This is a genomic window from Streptomyces sp. 1114.5 (assembly GCF_003635085.1).
In the GTDB taxonomy this organism is placed as follows: Bacteria; Actinomycetota; Actinomycetes; order Streptomycetales; family Streptomycetaceae; genus Kitasatospora.
In genome coordinates, this window is record NZ_RBXE01000001.1 from 2,483,310 (window position 1) to 2,496,926 (window position 13,617).

The following is a 13,617-nucleotide window of genomic DNA, read 5'->3' on the forward strand; positions in this document are numbered from 1 at the left end:
GAAACGCCGGAAGGCCCCTCGCTTTCGCAAGGGGCCTTCCGGCTGTCTGTGCGCCGCCAGGGACTCGAACCCCGGACCCGCTGATTAAGAGTCAGCTGCTCTAACCAACTGAGCTAGCGGCGCCTGCTGACGTGGAGAACATTACCTGGTCAGCAGCCGAAACACACAATCGGCCCGGAGGTCCCCCGTTCCTCCGGGCCGATCGCGGTTCCCGGCCCGGGGCTCACATGGTCAGCACCACCTTGCCCCGGACGTGCCCGGTGCCGACCAGCCGGTGGGCCTCGGCGGCCTTCTCGATCGGCAGCGCCTCGGCGACCTCCAGCCGCAGCCCGCCCGACTCCCAGAGCCGGACCAGCTCGGCCAGCCGCTCGGCCGTCCGCTGCGCCCGCAGCGCCCGTACGCCCAGCTGCTCGGCGCCCGCGTGGTCGACCACGGTGCCGATCCGGCCCCGGTCGGCGACCAGCTCGACCGAGGCCTCCAGGGCGCCCCGCCCGGCGGCGTCGAAGGCCGCGGTCACCCCCTGCGGTGCCAGCGCCCGGACCCGCTCGACCAGCCCGTCCCCGTACGCGACCGGGATCGCGCCGAGCTCGCGCAGGTAGTCGTGGTTGCGCTCGCTCGCGGTGCCGATCACGGTGGCGCCCCAGGCCCGGGCGAGCTGGACGGCCACCGTGCCGACCCCGCCCGTGGCGCCGTGCACCAGCACGGTGTCGCCGGGGCCCACCCCGAGCTGGGTGAGCGCCATGTGTGCGGTCTGGCCGGAGGCGGAGAGCGAGCCGGCGAGCTCCCAGGGCATCCCGGCCGGCTTGGCGACCAGCCGGGCGGCGTCGACGGTGACCAGCTCGGCGTGGCCGTCCAGCACCCGGAAGCCCAGCACCTCGTCACCGACCGCCCAGCCCCCGCTGTCCGGCCCCAGCCGGTCCACCACCCCGGCGAACTCGTTGCCGAGCACGAACGGCGGCTCGACCACCACCCCCGGCGGCCGGAACCCCTCCCGGATCGCCAGGTCCACCGGCTGCACCCCGGCGGCGTACACCCGCACCCGCACCTCGCCCGGGCCGGGCTCCGGATCGGGCACCTCGGTGACCCGCAGGACCTCCGGACCGCCGGACCGCGTCACGGTGACCGCCTTCATCTCTGCTCCCGCCCCTCTTGACCGCTCGACCGCTCGACCGGCCGACCGGCCGACTGCTCGACTGTTCTCGCCGACCCCCCGATCCTCCGACCTGAAGTGCACTTGAGGTCAACCCCCTGCTCGGCGCGTCTTCACTGATGGGCGCATTGTCAGATTTATCCTGGGCGGCGCTCAGCCGTCCGCCGTCGAGAGGAACCTCCCCGTGGGCCAGCTGCCCCTGTTCTTCCTGGTGCTGCTCGCCTCCGTGGTCACCATGCCGCTCGGGCGCAAGACGGGCGTGCCGCAGCCGGTCCTGATGACCCTGCTCGGCATCGTCATGGCGCTCGTCCCGCAGATCCCGGACGTCTCCGTCGAACCCGAGCTGATCCTCCCGCTGGTCCTGCCGCCGCTGATCTTCGCGGTCGCCCGGCGCTCCTCGGTGCGCTACTTCAAGGCCAACGCCCGCTCGATCCTGCTGCTGGCCGTCGCCCTGGTCGTGGTCACCACCATCGCGGTGGCCAGTACGGTGCACTGGCTGCTCCCCGCCCTGCCGCTCGCCGCCGCCATCGCGGTCGGCGCGCTGGTCTCCCCGCCCGACCCGGTCGCCGCCGTCGCCGTGGCCGGCAGCGTCGGCCTGCCCCGCCGCCTGGTGGCGATCCTGGAGAGCGAGGGGCTCTTCAACGACGTCACCGCGATCGTCATCTACTCGCTGGCCATCGAGGCCATGGTCAGCGGCGACTTCTCGGTCGGCCACGCGGTGCTGCGCTTCGTCCTGTCCGCCGTGCTGGCGGTGGTCGTCGGCGTGGTGCTCGGCTGGGTCAACGCCAAGCTCGCCGAACGCCTGGACGACCCGACCCAGCAGGTCGCGCTCAACCTGCTGGTGCCCTTCGCCGCCTACACCCTCGCCGAGGAGATCCACGGCTCCGGCGTGCTCGCAGTCGTGGTCTGCGCGCTCTACCTCGCCGAACGGGCCTCCGACGCCGACGCGGTCTCCTACCGGCTGGTGGGCAACGCCTTCTGGGAGGTGGTCGAGATCCTGATCACCGGCGTCGCCTTCGGCCTGATCGGCCTGGAGCTGGCCACCGTGCTCAAGGAGGCCGGCCGCGGCTGGACCGGCTTCATCGGCGACGCCGCCGTGGTGATCGCCGTGGTCGTCGTGGTCCGGCTGCTGTGGCTGCTGCCGGCCGGCTGGCTGTCGAAGAAGCTGCGCAGCGGCGACGAGGAGGACACCCCGTTCAGCTGGAAGGAGAGCGTCGTCCTCTGGTGGTCCGGCATGCGGGGCGTGGCCACCGTCGCCCTGGCACTCGCCATCCCGCTCGCCCTGCACTCCGGCGCGGACTTCCCCGAGCGCGGCCGACTGGTCTTCATCGCCTTCAGCGTGGTGCTCTTCACCCTGCTGGTGCAGGGCCTGACCCTGCCCTGGCTGGCCAAGCGGCTGGAGCTGGACATCGACCAGGACAAGCACGAGCAGGCCGTCCGTCAGCTCTGGTGGCGGGCCGCCAAGGCCGGGCTCAAGCGGCTCGGCGAGCTGGAGGAGCAGGACCGGCTGCCGGCCGAGGTCGCCGACCGCCTGCGGGACCGTCAGCACGACCGGCTGGCCCGGCTCTGCCCGGAGAACTACGCCGAGGAGGAGGCCGCCGAGGCCAAGCTGCGCCTGTCCCAGTGGCGGGCCGCCCGGGACGTCGAACAGGAGATGATCGCGGCCTCCCGCCGCGAGATGCTCACCGCCCGCAGCGAACTCGGCGCCGATCCGGAGCTGGTCGACCAGGTGCTGCGCGGGCTGGACCTGCGGTCGGAACGGAAGTGACGAGGGGTTCGCTCACCGCGGGCCGGAATGTGCGCGACCGCCTCCCGGGTTGCATAGGCTGAACCCGGGCAGGCCGTCAACGGAGTCGGCGCACCACCAGTACCGCCACGACCTCGCGCACCGAGGCCCTGACTCTTCGGGCCTCACCGCCTGGCCCTGCCGGTTTCTGCACCCAGACGAATCGAGGAGCCACCGATGTCGGAGACCCGCGCCGACGCCCGCACCCCGCTGGACCGCACCCCCCAGTGGGCCGCCCTGGCCAAGCACCGGGCCGAGCTGGGCGACACCCACCTGCGCGAGCTGTTCGCCGCCGACCCCGAGCGCGGCCGCCGCTACACCCTGCAGGTCGGCGACCTGCACGTGGACTACGCCAAGCACCTGGTCACCGACGCGACGCTGGAGCTGCTGCGCGAACTCGCCGCCGCCACCGGCGTCGCCGAGCTGCGGGACGCGATGTTCCGCGGCGAGAAGATCAACAACACCGAGCGCCGCGCCGTCCTGCACACCGCGCTGCGCGCCCCGCGCGACGCCGTGATCGAGGTCGACGGCGAGAACGTGGTGCCCGCCGTGCACGCCGTCCTCGACAAGATGGCCGCCTTCGCCGACCGCGTCCGCAGCGGCGAGTGGAAGGGCCACACCGGCAAGTCGATCCGCACCGTCGTCAACATCGGCATCGGCGGCTCCGACCTCGGCCCCGCGATGGCCTACGAGGTGCTCCGCTCCTACGCCAAGCGCGACCTCGACGTCCGCTTCGTCTCCAACGTGGACGGCGCCGACCTGCACGAGGCGGTCCGCGACCTCGACCCGGCCGAGACGCTGTTCATCGTGGCCTCGAAGACCTTCACCACCATCGAGACCATCACCAACGCGGTCTCCGCCCGCACCTGGCTGCTCGACGGCCTCGGCGCCGGCACTGAGGCGGTGGCCAAGCACTTCGTCGCGCTGTCCACCAACGCCCAGGGCGTGCACGACTTCGGCATCGACACCGCCAACATGTTCGAGTTCTGGGACTGGGTCGGCGGCCGCTACTCCTACGACTCGGCGATCGGCCTCTCGCTGATGATCGCGATCGGCCCGGACGCCTTCCGCGAGATGCTGGACGGCTTCCACCTGGTCGACGAGCACTTCCGCACCGCACCGCCGGAGCAGAACGTCCCGCTGCTGCTCGGCCTGCTGGGCGTCTGGTACGGCGCGTTCTTCGACGCCCAGGCGCACGCGGTGCTGCCGTACTCGCACTACCTGTCCAAGTTCACCGCCTACCTGCAGCAGCTGGACATGGAGTCCAACGGCAAGTCGGTGACCCGCGACGGCACCCCGGTGGACTGGCAGACCGGCCCGGTGGTCTGGGGCACCCCCGGCACCAACGGCCAGCACGCCTACTACCAGCTGCTGCACCAGGGCACCAAGGTGATCCCGGCCGACTTCATCGGCTTCGCGAAGCCGGTCGCCGACCTGCTCCCGGGCCTGGTCGCCCAGCACGACCTGCTGCTGGCCAACTTCTTCGCCCAGACCCAGGCGCTGGCCTTCGGCAAGACCCCGGAGGAGGTCGCGGCCGAGGGCGTGCCGGCCGAGCTCGTCCCGCACAAGACCTTCAAGGGCAACCACCCGACCACCACGATCCTGGCCGGCGAGCTGACCCCCTCGGTGCTCGGCCAGCTGGTCGCGCTCTACGAGCACAAGGTGTTCGTCCAGGGCGCGATCTGGAACATCGACTCCTTCGACCAGTGGGGCGTCGAGCTGGGCAAGGTGCTCGCCAAGCGGATCGAGCCGGTGCTGCTGACCGGTGAGGGCGCCGACCGGCTGGACAGCTCCACCGCCGAGCTGGTCGCCCGCTACCGCGCGCTGCGCGGCCGCTGAGGCCCGGGGCGCCGGGCCGCCCGCTCCGGCGGCCGGCCCGGGCCTCCGCCCCTCCCGCCCCGAGCCCGACCGTCGGCGCCGGGTCAGAGCGCCCCGGAGGCGAGCGGGCGAATCACTGAAACGCCGGAAGGCCCCTCGCTTTCGCAAGGGGCCTTCCGGCTGTCTGTGCGCCGCCAGGGACTCGAACCCCGGACCCGCTGATTAAGAGTCAGCTGCTCTAACCAACTGAGCTAGCGGCGCCTGCTGACAGAGAAGACTCTAGCAGCGCCGCGCGGCCCGGCCAAAATCGGATACCGGCCTACCCCCGTTCACCCGCCGGTCACCGCCGCCGCCCCCGCAGGAACCGGCGCGCCCGGCTCCCGCACCGCCCGTACGCAGGCCCACAGCACCACCGAGGCGCCGGGCAGCCAGGGCTCGCGGTCCTCCGGGGCGATGATCCAGCGGCCGGCGCCCTGGCCGGGGGAGTCCGGGCTGTTCACCATCCGCTGCAGCGGCGGCACCGTCACCGTGTCGCCCTTGCCGTGGCACAGCAGCGGCGGCACGTCCCGGGCCCACTCCTCCCAGGCCAGCAGCCGGCGAAGCCGCGGCGCGGCGCCCGGCTGGACGAACAGCAGGGTCCGTCCCCGGTGGGTGGCGACCGGGCCGCAGCCCGGCCCGGAGGCCCACAGCTCGTCCAGCACCCGGCGGCCGAACAGCGCCGGCATGCTGATCACGTCGAAGGCCCGTCCGCAGGGCAGCACCGAGGGCGCCCAGGGGCGGCTCTCCCAAAGGGCTCGCATGCTGCGCGGGTACTCGCTCGCGGAGGCGAGCCAGGCCTCCCCGGCCACGCTGACGTACTCCACCGACTGGTGCGTCCAGATGTCCACGGGCAGCAGCCTGCGCCGTGCGCGCCCCCGGTGGGGCGGAAAGCGCCGTTCGCCGGACAGGGTGGCGGGCCGTCGCGTACCCTCCGCCGCTGGCATATGCCAGGGGACCGGCGGTCGGTCCTCGTGGGTCAGTCCTCGTGGCGGCGCGGTTCGAGCAGGGTGCGGCCGTACTCGACCATCTTGGTGGCGTAGTCCGGGGTCCAGTCCGCGCGCAGGGCGATCTCGGTGTCCGACAGCGCGTCGAAGCGGCGCGGGTCGGCGAGCTGTGCCGCGGCGACCGCCTGGAAGTCCGTGGCCCGCTCGGCGGCCGCCCGGAAGGCCAGGGCCAGCTCGGTGGAGCGGCGCAGCAGCTCCGCCGGGTCGGTGATCGACTCCAGGTCGAAGAATCGTTCCGGCTCCGGTTCGGCGGACTGCGGCTCGAACAGCAGCTGCGCCGGGCGCCGACGCCTGGTCGGCTCGGTCGACTCTGCAGGGGAGTCGGGCATGGACGGACACCTCCGGGGTCTCGGTGGGCGGGGGCGGAGCTGCGCCGGGCTGCGCCGCCCGGGTTGTGGCCGTCGTCCATTGTCTCGCGGCGACGGCCGGTAACGGAACGGTGCGCGTGCGGGCGCTATTCCCCGGCGCGCGCCGGGGGTGCGCAACGGGCGCTGGGTGACCTGGTCGCATGCGAACCGGTTGTCCCGGTGTATCCAGCCACCCCAGAGGACCCGGGAGTCCCCATGCGCCTCCGAGCAGCCGTCGCGGCCCTCGCCCTGCCCCTCTCGCTCGCCCTGGCCCCGACGGCCTTCGCCGCCGAGACCGCGAAGGTGGTCTCCGGCCCGCCGAGCGCCCCGGGCGGCGTCTCGACAGCGACCTGCCCGCCCGGCACCCACCTGACCGGCGGCGGCTACCGGCTCCGCCCCGACGCGGACGGCCCGGTCCGCGTCAATGCGCCGACGGCCGACGCGACCGGGTGGAGCGCGCAGGCGGAGCGCGGGTCCGTGGTGGCCTTCGCCGTCTGCGAGACCGAGGACTGACGGCTACCGCAGGTGCACCCGGTGGCCGCTCAGGTGGTGCAGGACCTGGTGGTTGGCCTCCCAGCCGTCCGGGAAGGCCACCGGGACGCCCAACTGCACCGGCTCGGTGGAGGGGTGCTCGTCCAGCAGCTCGGCGATCCCGGCCCGGGCCACCACGATGCAGGCGTGCCGGTGCCGGGAGGCGAGCACGCAGAGCCGGCCGGTCTCCAGGTGGAAGGCGGTCGCATCGGGGCGGCCGGAGAGCGGGTGCAGCACCACGGTGACGTCGTACTCGCGACCCTGCAGCCGGTTGGCGGTGTCCACCGTGACGGCCGGCCCGGCCGCGCCGTCCACCGGGACACCGGCCTTGAGCAGCGCCGCGCGCACCGCCGCCGCCTGGTCGCGGTGGGCGGTGCCGACGGCGATCCGGTCCGCGGTGAGCGGCGCCTCGCCCTGTTCGGAGTGGGCCGTCAGCCCGCGCTCCAGCAGCCGGCGGACGGTGGCCGCGACGGCCGCCACGGCCTGCGGGTCGGTCCGTACGGTGTGCCGGGCGGGCAGCTCCAGCAGCGCCCAGCCGTGCTCGGCGGCCCGGTCGATCACCGCGTCCAGGGCCGAGCCGTCGGGGCGGACGGCAGCGGTCAGCCGGCGGTCCCCCGGGCCGGTGCCGGACCGGAACGGGGTGTACGGGTAGAACGCCCGCGAGATCAGCGGCGCCGCGCTGGCGGGCAGCCGCCAGGAGACCGGCAGCCGGTGCGGCTCGATCTGCGGGTTGTGCGCCAGCAGGGTGACCACGGCGCTGCCGGACGGGTCGTACGACAGGCCGGCCCACTGCTCGGTGCCGACCACGGTGAACGGGTCCAGCTGGCCCGGGTCGCCGACGAACAGCGCCCGCTCGAACAGCCGGGCCACCGCGAGCAGGGCGTCCGAGCGCATCTGGTACGCCTCGTCGACGATCGCGTGCCGCCACGGCGCCTCGGCCCGTACCCACTGCCACTTGGCCGAGGTGGAGATCACCACGTCGTGCTCGACCAGGTCGGCGACCTTGTCGGAGGGCGTGACGTTGGCGTGCCGCAGCACCTCAGGACCGGGCCGGGTGTCCGCGGCGTGCAGCCGGCCGATCGTCAACTCCGGTGCCTTCTCGGCCAGTCGGCCGACCAGGTCGTCCACCTGGCTGTTGGTCTGGGCGACGATCATCAGCCGCTCGCCGGCCTCGACCAGCTCGCGGGCGGCCCGCACCACCAGCGTCGACTTCCCGGCGCCGGGCGGCGAGTCCACCACCACGCCGCGCGGGGCGCCGGCCGGCGGGCGGACGGTCGCCGCCAGGATGCGGGCCACGGCGGCGTCGGCGGAGGCACCGGGGGACTCGGGCAGGGCGGACGACGGCTCGGCCATCACTCCCACTCCTCGGAGGCGAACGGGTCTTCGGCGCCGGCGCCGGCGGTGCCGCGGGCGGGTGCGAGTGCGGGTGCGGGTGCGGGTGCGGTGCCGGGCGGGCCGCCGTGGGTCCACGGGGTGTCGTCCGGCTCGGGCAGCGGCGCGGACTGGCGGACCGTCAACTCGAACAGGGTGAAGGTCACCGGCTCGCCGGGCTCCGGCAGGCTGCCCGGCTCTGGCTCCTTCCTGCGGCCCATGCCGGACAGCACCCGCAGCGTGACGACGCCCTCGACGGTGTCGACCGCGACGACCTCGGCCTTCTGCGCGGACGGCCCGTGCACCCGGTGCACCTCCCTGCCGAGGTCCGCGTGCGGGCGGTCAGCGGTGCGCACGGTGACCAACGGCCGGGGCTTGGGAGAGCGGCCGGTGGTGTCCCAGTCCGGCACCACCTCGGTCACCACGCCGCTGAACGCCTCGCCGGCCAGCCGGTGTTCGGCCATCGCCAGCGGGTCGTCCAGCGCCTCCTGGACGTCCAGCCGGGCCTGCTCGCGCTCGCGCTGGGCGAGCTTGCGGGCGGCGGTGACGGCGTCGTCCTGCCTCGGCTGCGGCGGCTCGCCAGCCGCCAGGCGGTCCCGGTGGCCGGTGTAGGACCAGCGGTCGCCGGTCCAGCGCTCCTCCAGATGGCCGGCCGGCGGCAGGGCGCGCAGCAGGTCCAGGCCCTGCCAGACGTCCCGCCAGGTCGGCAGCAGCACGGCCGTCAGCACCGCCTCCAACTGCTCGACCGCCGCCCGCACGGCCGCCCGGGCGCGCTCGGCGGCGGCCTCGTCGCGCTGTTCGGTGCTGTGCTGCAGGGCGCCCACGGCGGCGTCGTAGCGGGTGATCGCCGGGGCGAGCACCGACTCGTCGAAGCGCGGGTCGGTGGCCGGGCCGGCCGGCGGGTGCAGCAGCTGCCCGTGCTCGTCCCGGGCCGACTCGGCCAGCTCGGCCGCCTCCGCGCCGGTCAGGCCGGGCGGCGGCCGGTGCCAGGCCAGCAGGGCGGCCAGGTGCTGGTCCTCCAGGTGGCTCTGGCCGGTGGCCCAGTGCCGGGCCAGCAGGCCGGTCATCGGCAGCAGCAGACTGGAGCCGGGCACCTGGGCGCGGTCGGTGAGGTGGGTCAGCCAGCGGCCGAGCAGCGGCACCCGGACCGGCGCCGGGTAGGGGCCCGGCTCCGCGTCCTCGACGGTGCGGCGGAAGCGGGTCGAGCGGCCGATCAGGGCCAGGTGGTGCACGCCCGCGCCGTTGGGCACGATCAGCTGCGGGGCGTCCGCGCACAGCTCGCGGAACACCTGGGTCTTCTCGCCGGTCTCCGGGTCCTTCTCGGAGCCCTCGATCTGCTCGACCTCGTCGGCGAAGGACTCCAGGTAGGGCAGCAGGTCGGCGGCCAGCTCGGCGAGGAAGTCGAACCGCAGGGTGCGGTTGAGCGGCTGCGGCACCAGGTGCAGCCGGGGCGCGTCCCGGTCGGTGCCCAGCATCACCGCCAGCGGCGCGCCGGACTCGCCGGCCGCGGTCAGCGGGACCAGCACCATCGGACGGTCGGACAGGTGCCGGTGCCGGACGGTGGCCAGCGGCTCGGCCCGGCCGCTGCGGACGGCTTCCAGCCGGGCCAGGGTGGCGAGCAGGCTCATGCGGTCGCCCCCGCCGCCCGCCCCAGCGCCTGCGCGCGCAGGGCCGCCGCGTAGGCCAGGCGCTGCGCCGCGTCCTCGGCGTCGTCCGTCCTGCTCGGGTCGACGGTGCCGGAGGCGGCGGCCAGCGCCTCGGCCACCGTCCGGATGCTGCCCAGCTCGCCGCGCACGCCCCGGCCCAGCTGCTCGACCCGGTCGTCGCAGCGGGCCCGGGCGCGGCAGTGGAAGCCGAGCTCGCAGGTGGAGAGGCAGTCCGGGCTGTAGGCGGCGGGCACCGCCTCGACCGAGGCCGCCAGCTGTTCGGCGCTGCGCGCCGGGGCGCCGTCCTCCTCGGCCGCCAGGTCGAAGTCCGCGCCCGGCGGCAGCTCCGCCAGCAGCCGGCCGATGCCGGTCATCCGGCTCAGCTGGCGGCGGGTGGTGGCCAGCTCGCGGCGGACGTCGACGGCGACCGCCGTCGGCCGGTTGCCGAAGTCCTTCGGGCAGACCAGCAGCACGCTCGTCCGGGGGCTGCCCGGCAGCAGCTGCTCGGTGTACGGGTCGTCCGCGAGCGGCTGCCCGGCCGCCGCGGCGGCGGCCCGCTGGAGCGCCAGCACGTACACGGCGGCCTGCCGGGCGGCAGCGCCGACCTTGGCCGGGTCCGCACTGCCGTCCAGCACCGGGAAGGACTTGATCTCGACGACCGTGCACCGCCCGCCGTGCACCACCAGCGCGTCCGGCTCCAGGTAGGCGGTGCTGCCGGCCACCTCCAGGCGCAGCAACGGGTGGTCCAGCAGCGTCCAGGCCTGCGGGTCGGCGGCGGCCCGGGCCAGCGCCTCGGCCGTCCGGTCGGCGCGGACGGCCGGGCCGGAGCGCTGCAGCAGGTCCGGCACCAGCAGCGGGTTGTGGCCGTCCGCGGGCAGGCCGAGGTGGCGGCGGAGCGGTTCGAGCAGCGGGGCGTAGTCGTCCGCCTTCAGCCGGGACTCGAAGATCACGCCGCGGGCGATCGCGAACGGGGACTGGCCGAAGGGGGCGGGGCGGCCCAGCCGGGCGGCCAGCACCGACTTGTCCACTCCGGCCGCGTCGAGCACGGCGCGGCGGTGGCAGCCCGGATTGGCGGCGAGCGCGGCGAGGGAGCGGGCGTTCAGACTGCGCTGCGGGGCCGGTCCGCGCAGCTCGGCGAGCCGCTGGGCGATCGGCTCAGCGTGCCCGCCGAGCGGGACGTTCGTCGAGACGTTCATGGTGCGTCTCAGTGTCGCATCCGGGTCCGACAACGCGGTGCGGACCGGGTGTTCGCGGCGGAGACCGGGTGTCCGCGGCAGCGGCCGGGGCCGTTCCGGGCCGCCGGTGGCCGTCCGGAGCCCGCCCGCGGCCGTAGGCACCGGCCCGCGATCGTGGCCGCCGCCCCGGTGAGGGATCATGGAGCCCGGTGCTCAAGGGTGAGACCGACCGTTGCCACCGCCCCGCTGCGAGGAGCCCTCCCATGCCCGCCCGAATCGTGCTGGTCCGCCACGGCGAGACCGAGTGGTCCGCCACCGGCCGACACACCGGCCGCACCGACATCCCGCTGACCGACGAAGGCCGCGCGATGGCCCGGGCCCTCGGCGCCCGCCTCGCCAAGGCCCCCTGGAACGGGCTGCCGGACGCGCTCGTCTACACCAGCCCGCTCGGCCGTGCCAAGGAGACCTGCGCGCTGGCCGGCTTCGGCGACCGCGCGGTGGACCGCCCCGAGCTGATGGAGTGGGACTACGGCCAGTACGAGGGCCGCACCGGCGTGGACATCCGCGCCACCGACCACCCCGGCTGGCTGATCTGGCGGGACGGCGTGCCCGGTGGCGAGAAGCTCTCCGAGGTGGCCGCCCGGGTGGACGCCTTCCTCGCCGACCTCAACCAGGAGCACGGCGTCCCGGAGCCGGACACCACCCAGATGCACTGCGCCGACCGGGACGTCGTCCTGTTCGCGCACGGCCACCTGCTGCGCATCCTGGCCGCCCGCTGGCTGGGCCTGCAGCCCGAGTTCGCCCAGCGGTTCAAGCTCGGCACGGCCGCACTCTGCGTGCTGTCCTGGGAGTACGGCGCCCCGGCCGTGGAGATCTGGAACGACCTCTCCCACCTGGACGGCCTGAACGCCGGGCACTGACGGATCCGGGACCGGGCGCTGACGGGCCCAGTACCGCCGGACGGGTCCTAGGCGGCCGCCCGCTCGTACTCGGCCAGGAACCGGCGCACCTCGGGCACCCCGGCGTGCGGGCGCAGCCGCCCGGCGGTGTCCGCCAGCATGCTCCGGATCCGGGCCGAGCGGACGTCACCGAACAGCGCGACGGCGGACGAGCCGTGGTGCGCCGCGCCCGCCAGGTCCCCCCGGCCGAGCCGGTCGTGGGCCAGCTCGGCGGTGTACAGCACCCGGTTGCGGACGAAGTGCGGCTTCTGCAGCGCTATGGCCAGCCCGGCCTGCTCGCTGGCGCGGTCCCAGTCGCCGAGCGCGGACCAGCACTGCGACTGGAGGCCGGCGATCTCGGCCTCGCCGAAGAAGGACATCCACTCCGGATCGCCCTCGGCGGTGCCGCGGTCGAACAGCGCGTACGCCCGGCCGAGCGCGCGTTCGCAGGAGGTGCGGTCCTGCAGCAGGGCCCAGGCGCCGGCCTCGCGCATGGCCAGCAGCGCGAGCAGCCGGCAGGAGCCCAGCTCCCGGGCGGCGACCTGCCCGGCCTGGGCGGCACGCAGCGCCTCGCGCGGGCGGCCGGCGTCCCGGGCGAGGAAGGCGCTGTTGCAGAAGACGTGTGCCTCCAGTGCGGAGTCCCCGGCCATCCGGGCGGTGGCCAGCGCCTCGGCGTAGAACGAGCGGGCGTCCGCGAGCCGGTTCGAGTCGTGTGCCAACCAGCCCACCGAGATGGCGAGTTCGCCCGCTCCGGCTTGGAGCCGGCGTTCCGTCTCGGCGCTGTACTCGCCCTCGTTGAGCAGGACGTACGCGTTGCGCAGCGACTGCCCGGCGAGCTCGTACAGGGCGTCGGCGCCGTGCGCGTCGTCGGCCAACCGGATGTCCCGGACGGCCTGTTCGACCCCGAGCACCTCGGCGGTGCCGACCCTGCGCAGGGTGGGCACCGGCCCGGGCCGGCCGGGCACCACCCGGTCGGTGCCGAGCAGCGGCTCGCCGGCCAGCAGTGACGGTGCGGCGAACTCCGCACCGGGAAGGGCGCCTTGGCCGGTGAGCACACCGGAGGCGCCGTCGGTACCGGCCGGTCGACCGGCGGCCGCGGCCGTTCGGTCGATGCCGATCACGGTGGCCAGCGCGGTGGTGCCGCCGGCCAGGAACGTACGGCGACGCACGTCGTCGTTCTCCTCGTCGAGATAGGGCGATCCATCGAGCCCCCGGGGCACCGCGCCGGGACTCGGCCAGCGGGGCCCGTCCGGAACGGTTGGATCCGCGTACGGCGAGGCAGCGTACGGGAGTTGAGTGGAGAGTGGTGAGCGCGGGGCGGGCAGGGGCGGGAACGGCGGGTGGAGCGGGGGCGGTTCGGCCCGTCCGCCGCCGTCCGCCGGGCGCCGGCGGACGGACGTGCGGGGGGCGAAGCCGAGGTCGGTGAGCGTGCGGTCCGGCCACATGTGCCGGAAGACCCGCTCGTAGGCGTAGTTGGGGCAGCGGATCTCACCGGACTCGACCCGCCCGATGTAGCGGGCGTCGCAGGAGACGTGCTCGCCGATCTCGCGGGCGGCCCGGCGCACCGCCATGGCGAACTCGCCGGGGGAGCGGTCGCCGCGCAGCGCGCGCATGACGGCGTTGGGGGACGGTCGGTTCGGCTCGGCCGGTGGGGTGGCTGCCATGGCGCCGAGAGTACTCGGAGTCACCGGTTGGACACATTGGGTTTGTGGGAGATTTGCTGACAATACCGGGCAAAGCGGCCGATGTTGCGGGATATCTGCCATGAAATGCCATGCCTTGCTGTAAGGCGCCCCGTGGCCTGGGGTGTGT

The 13,617-nt window shown here is 74.7% G+C and carries 11 protein-coding genes and 2 tRNA genes; 4 read left to right on the forward strand and 9 right to left on the reverse strand.

The features are described from left to right. Positions 1-49 precede the first annotated feature (49 nt). Positions 50-123, reverse strand: a tRNA-Lys gene (locus tag BX285_RS10975). A gap of 100 nt (positions 124-223) precedes the next feature. Continuing rightward, on the reverse strand, positions 224-1,132 hold the full coding sequence (locus BX285_RS10980; RefSeq protein WP_121175022.1) for an NADP-dependent oxidoreductase: 909 nt from the start codon (positions 1,130-1,132) through the stop codon (positions 224-226). A gap of 202 nt (positions 1,133-1,334) precedes the next feature. On the opposite strand from BX285_RS10980, the gene BX285_RS10985 reads away from it, so the two are divergent. Beyond that, on the forward strand, positions 1,335-2,918 hold the full coding sequence (locus BX285_RS10985) for a Na+/H+ antiporter (protein ID WP_183107048.1): 1,584 nt from the start codon (positions 1,335-1,337) through the stop codon (positions 2,916-2,918). Between the two features lie 195 nt (positions 2,919-3,113). After that, positions 3,114-4,775 carry a glucose-6-phosphate isomerase gene (gene pgi / locus BX285_RS10990; RefSeq protein WP_121175023.1) on the forward strand — a complete coding sequence of 554 codons (1,662 nt, stop codon included), beginning with the start codon at positions 3,114-3,116 and terminating at the stop codon, positions 4,773-4,775. Between the two features lie 166 nt (positions 4,776-4,941). Here pgi and BX285_RS10995 read toward each other — a convergent pair. From BX285_RS10995 to BX285_RS11005, 3 genes are all read right to left on the reverse strand, one after another. Further along, positions 4,942-5,015 (reverse strand) — tRNA-Lys (locus BX285_RS10995). Positions 5,016-5,083: 68 nt separating this feature from the next. Further along, positions 5,084-5,641 (reverse strand): bifunctional DNA primase/polymerase, encoded by a 558-nt coding sequence (locus BX285_RS11000; RefSeq protein WP_097237812.1) that lies wholly within the window; start codon positions 5,639-5,641, stop codon positions 5,084-5,086. A gap of 128 nt (positions 5,642-5,769) precedes the next feature. Beyond that, complete coding sequence (locus BX285_RS11005; RefSeq protein ID WP_097237813.1) at positions 5,770-6,126, reverse strand: hypothetical protein; 357 nt, start codon at positions 6,124-6,126, stop codon at positions 5,770-5,772. Positions 6,127-6,360: 234 nt separating this feature from the next. Between BX285_RS11005 and BX285_RS37230 the strand changes: the two genes are divergently transcribed. Further along, a complete protein-coding gene (locus tag BX285_RS37230) occupies positions 6,361-6,657 on the forward strand; it encodes a hypothetical protein (protein WP_097237814.1) in 297 nt (98 codons plus the stop codon). 3 nt (positions 6,658-6,660) lie between these two features. Here BX285_RS37230 and BX285_RS11015 read toward each other — a convergent pair whose 3' ends face one another. From BX285_RS11015 to BX285_RS11025, 3 genes are read right to left on the reverse strand one after another with little or no spacing between them, the layout of a single operon-like run. Beyond that, on the reverse strand, positions 6,661-8,028 hold the full coding sequence (locus tag BX285_RS11015; RefSeq protein WP_097237815.1) for an AAA family ATPase: 1,368 nt from the start codon (positions 8,026-8,028) through the stop codon (positions 6,661-6,663). Then, on the reverse strand, positions 8,028-9,674 hold the full coding sequence (locus tag BX285_RS11020) for a hypothetical protein (protein WP_259470497.1): 1,647 nt from the start codon (positions 9,672-9,674) through the stop codon (positions 8,028-8,030). The genes BX285_RS11015 and BX285_RS11020 overlap by 1 nt, the downstream gene beginning before the upstream one ends. Then, positions 9,671-10,888 carry a hypothetical protein gene (locus tag BX285_RS11025; RefSeq protein WP_121175025.1) on the reverse strand — a complete coding sequence of 406 codons (1,218 nt, stop codon included), beginning with the start codon at positions 10,886-10,888 and terminating at the stop codon, positions 9,671-9,673. The genes BX285_RS11020 and BX285_RS11025 overlap by 4 nt, the downstream gene beginning before the upstream one ends. Before the next feature lie 242 nt (positions 10,889-11,130). Here BX285_RS11025 and BX285_RS11030 point away from each other — a divergent pair, with 242 nt between their 5' ends. Continuing rightward, positions 11,131-11,787 carry a histidine phosphatase family protein gene (locus BX285_RS11030; RefSeq protein WP_121175026.1) on the forward strand — a complete coding sequence of 219 codons (657 nt, stop codon included), beginning with the start codon at positions 11,131-11,133 and terminating at the stop codon, positions 11,785-11,787. Between the two features lie 47 nt (positions 11,788-11,834). On the opposite strand, the gene BX285_RS11035 is transcribed toward BX285_RS11030, so the two are convergent. Beyond that, positions 11,835-13,469 (reverse strand): tetratricopeptide repeat protein, encoded by a 1,635-nt coding sequence (locus tag BX285_RS11035; RefSeq protein ID WP_121175027.1) that lies wholly within the window; start codon positions 13,467-13,469, stop codon positions 11,835-11,837. Positions 13,470-13,617: the final 148 nt, after the last annotated feature.

What these genes read in the sequence shown, in the direction of transcription:
- BX285_RS10980 (WP_121175022.1), bottom strand. Translation starts at nt 1,132, where the DNA reads ATGAAGGCGGTCACCGTGACGCGGTCCGGCGGTCCGGAGGTCCTGCGG.
- pgi (WP_121175023.1), top strand. Translation starts at nt 3,114, where the DNA reads ATGTCGGAGACCCGCGCCGACGCCCGCACCCCGCTGGACCGCACCCCC.
- BX285_RS11005 (WP_097237813.1), bottom strand. Translation starts at nt 6,126, where the DNA reads ATGCCCGACTCCCCTGCAGAGTCGACCGAGCCGACCAGGCGTCGGCGC.
- BX285_RS37230 (WP_097237814.1), top strand. Translation starts at nt 6,361, where the DNA reads ATGCGCCTCCGAGCAGCCGTCGCGGCCCTCGCCCTGCCCCTCTCGCTC.
- BX285_RS11015 (WP_097237815.1), bottom strand. Translation starts at nt 8,028, where the DNA reads ATGGCCGAGCCGTCGTCCGCCCTGCCCGAGTCCCCCGGTGCCTCCGCC.
- BX285_RS11020 (WP_259470497.1), bottom strand. Translation starts at nt 9,674, where the DNA reads ATGAGCCTGCTCGCCACCCTGGCCCGGCTGGAAGCCGTCCGCAGCGGC.
- BX285_RS11025 (WP_121175025.1), bottom strand. Translation starts at nt 10,888, where the DNA reads ATGAACGTCTCGACGAACGTCCCGCTCGGCGGGCACGCTGAGCCGATC.
- BX285_RS11030 (WP_121175026.1), top strand. Translation starts at nt 11,131, where the DNA reads ATGCCCGCCCGAATCGTGCTGGTCCGCCACGGCGAGACCGAGTGGTCC.
- BX285_RS11035 (WP_121175027.1), bottom strand. Translation starts at nt 13,469, where the DNA reads ATGGCAGCCACCCCACCGGCCGAGCCGAACCGACCGTCCCCCAACGCC.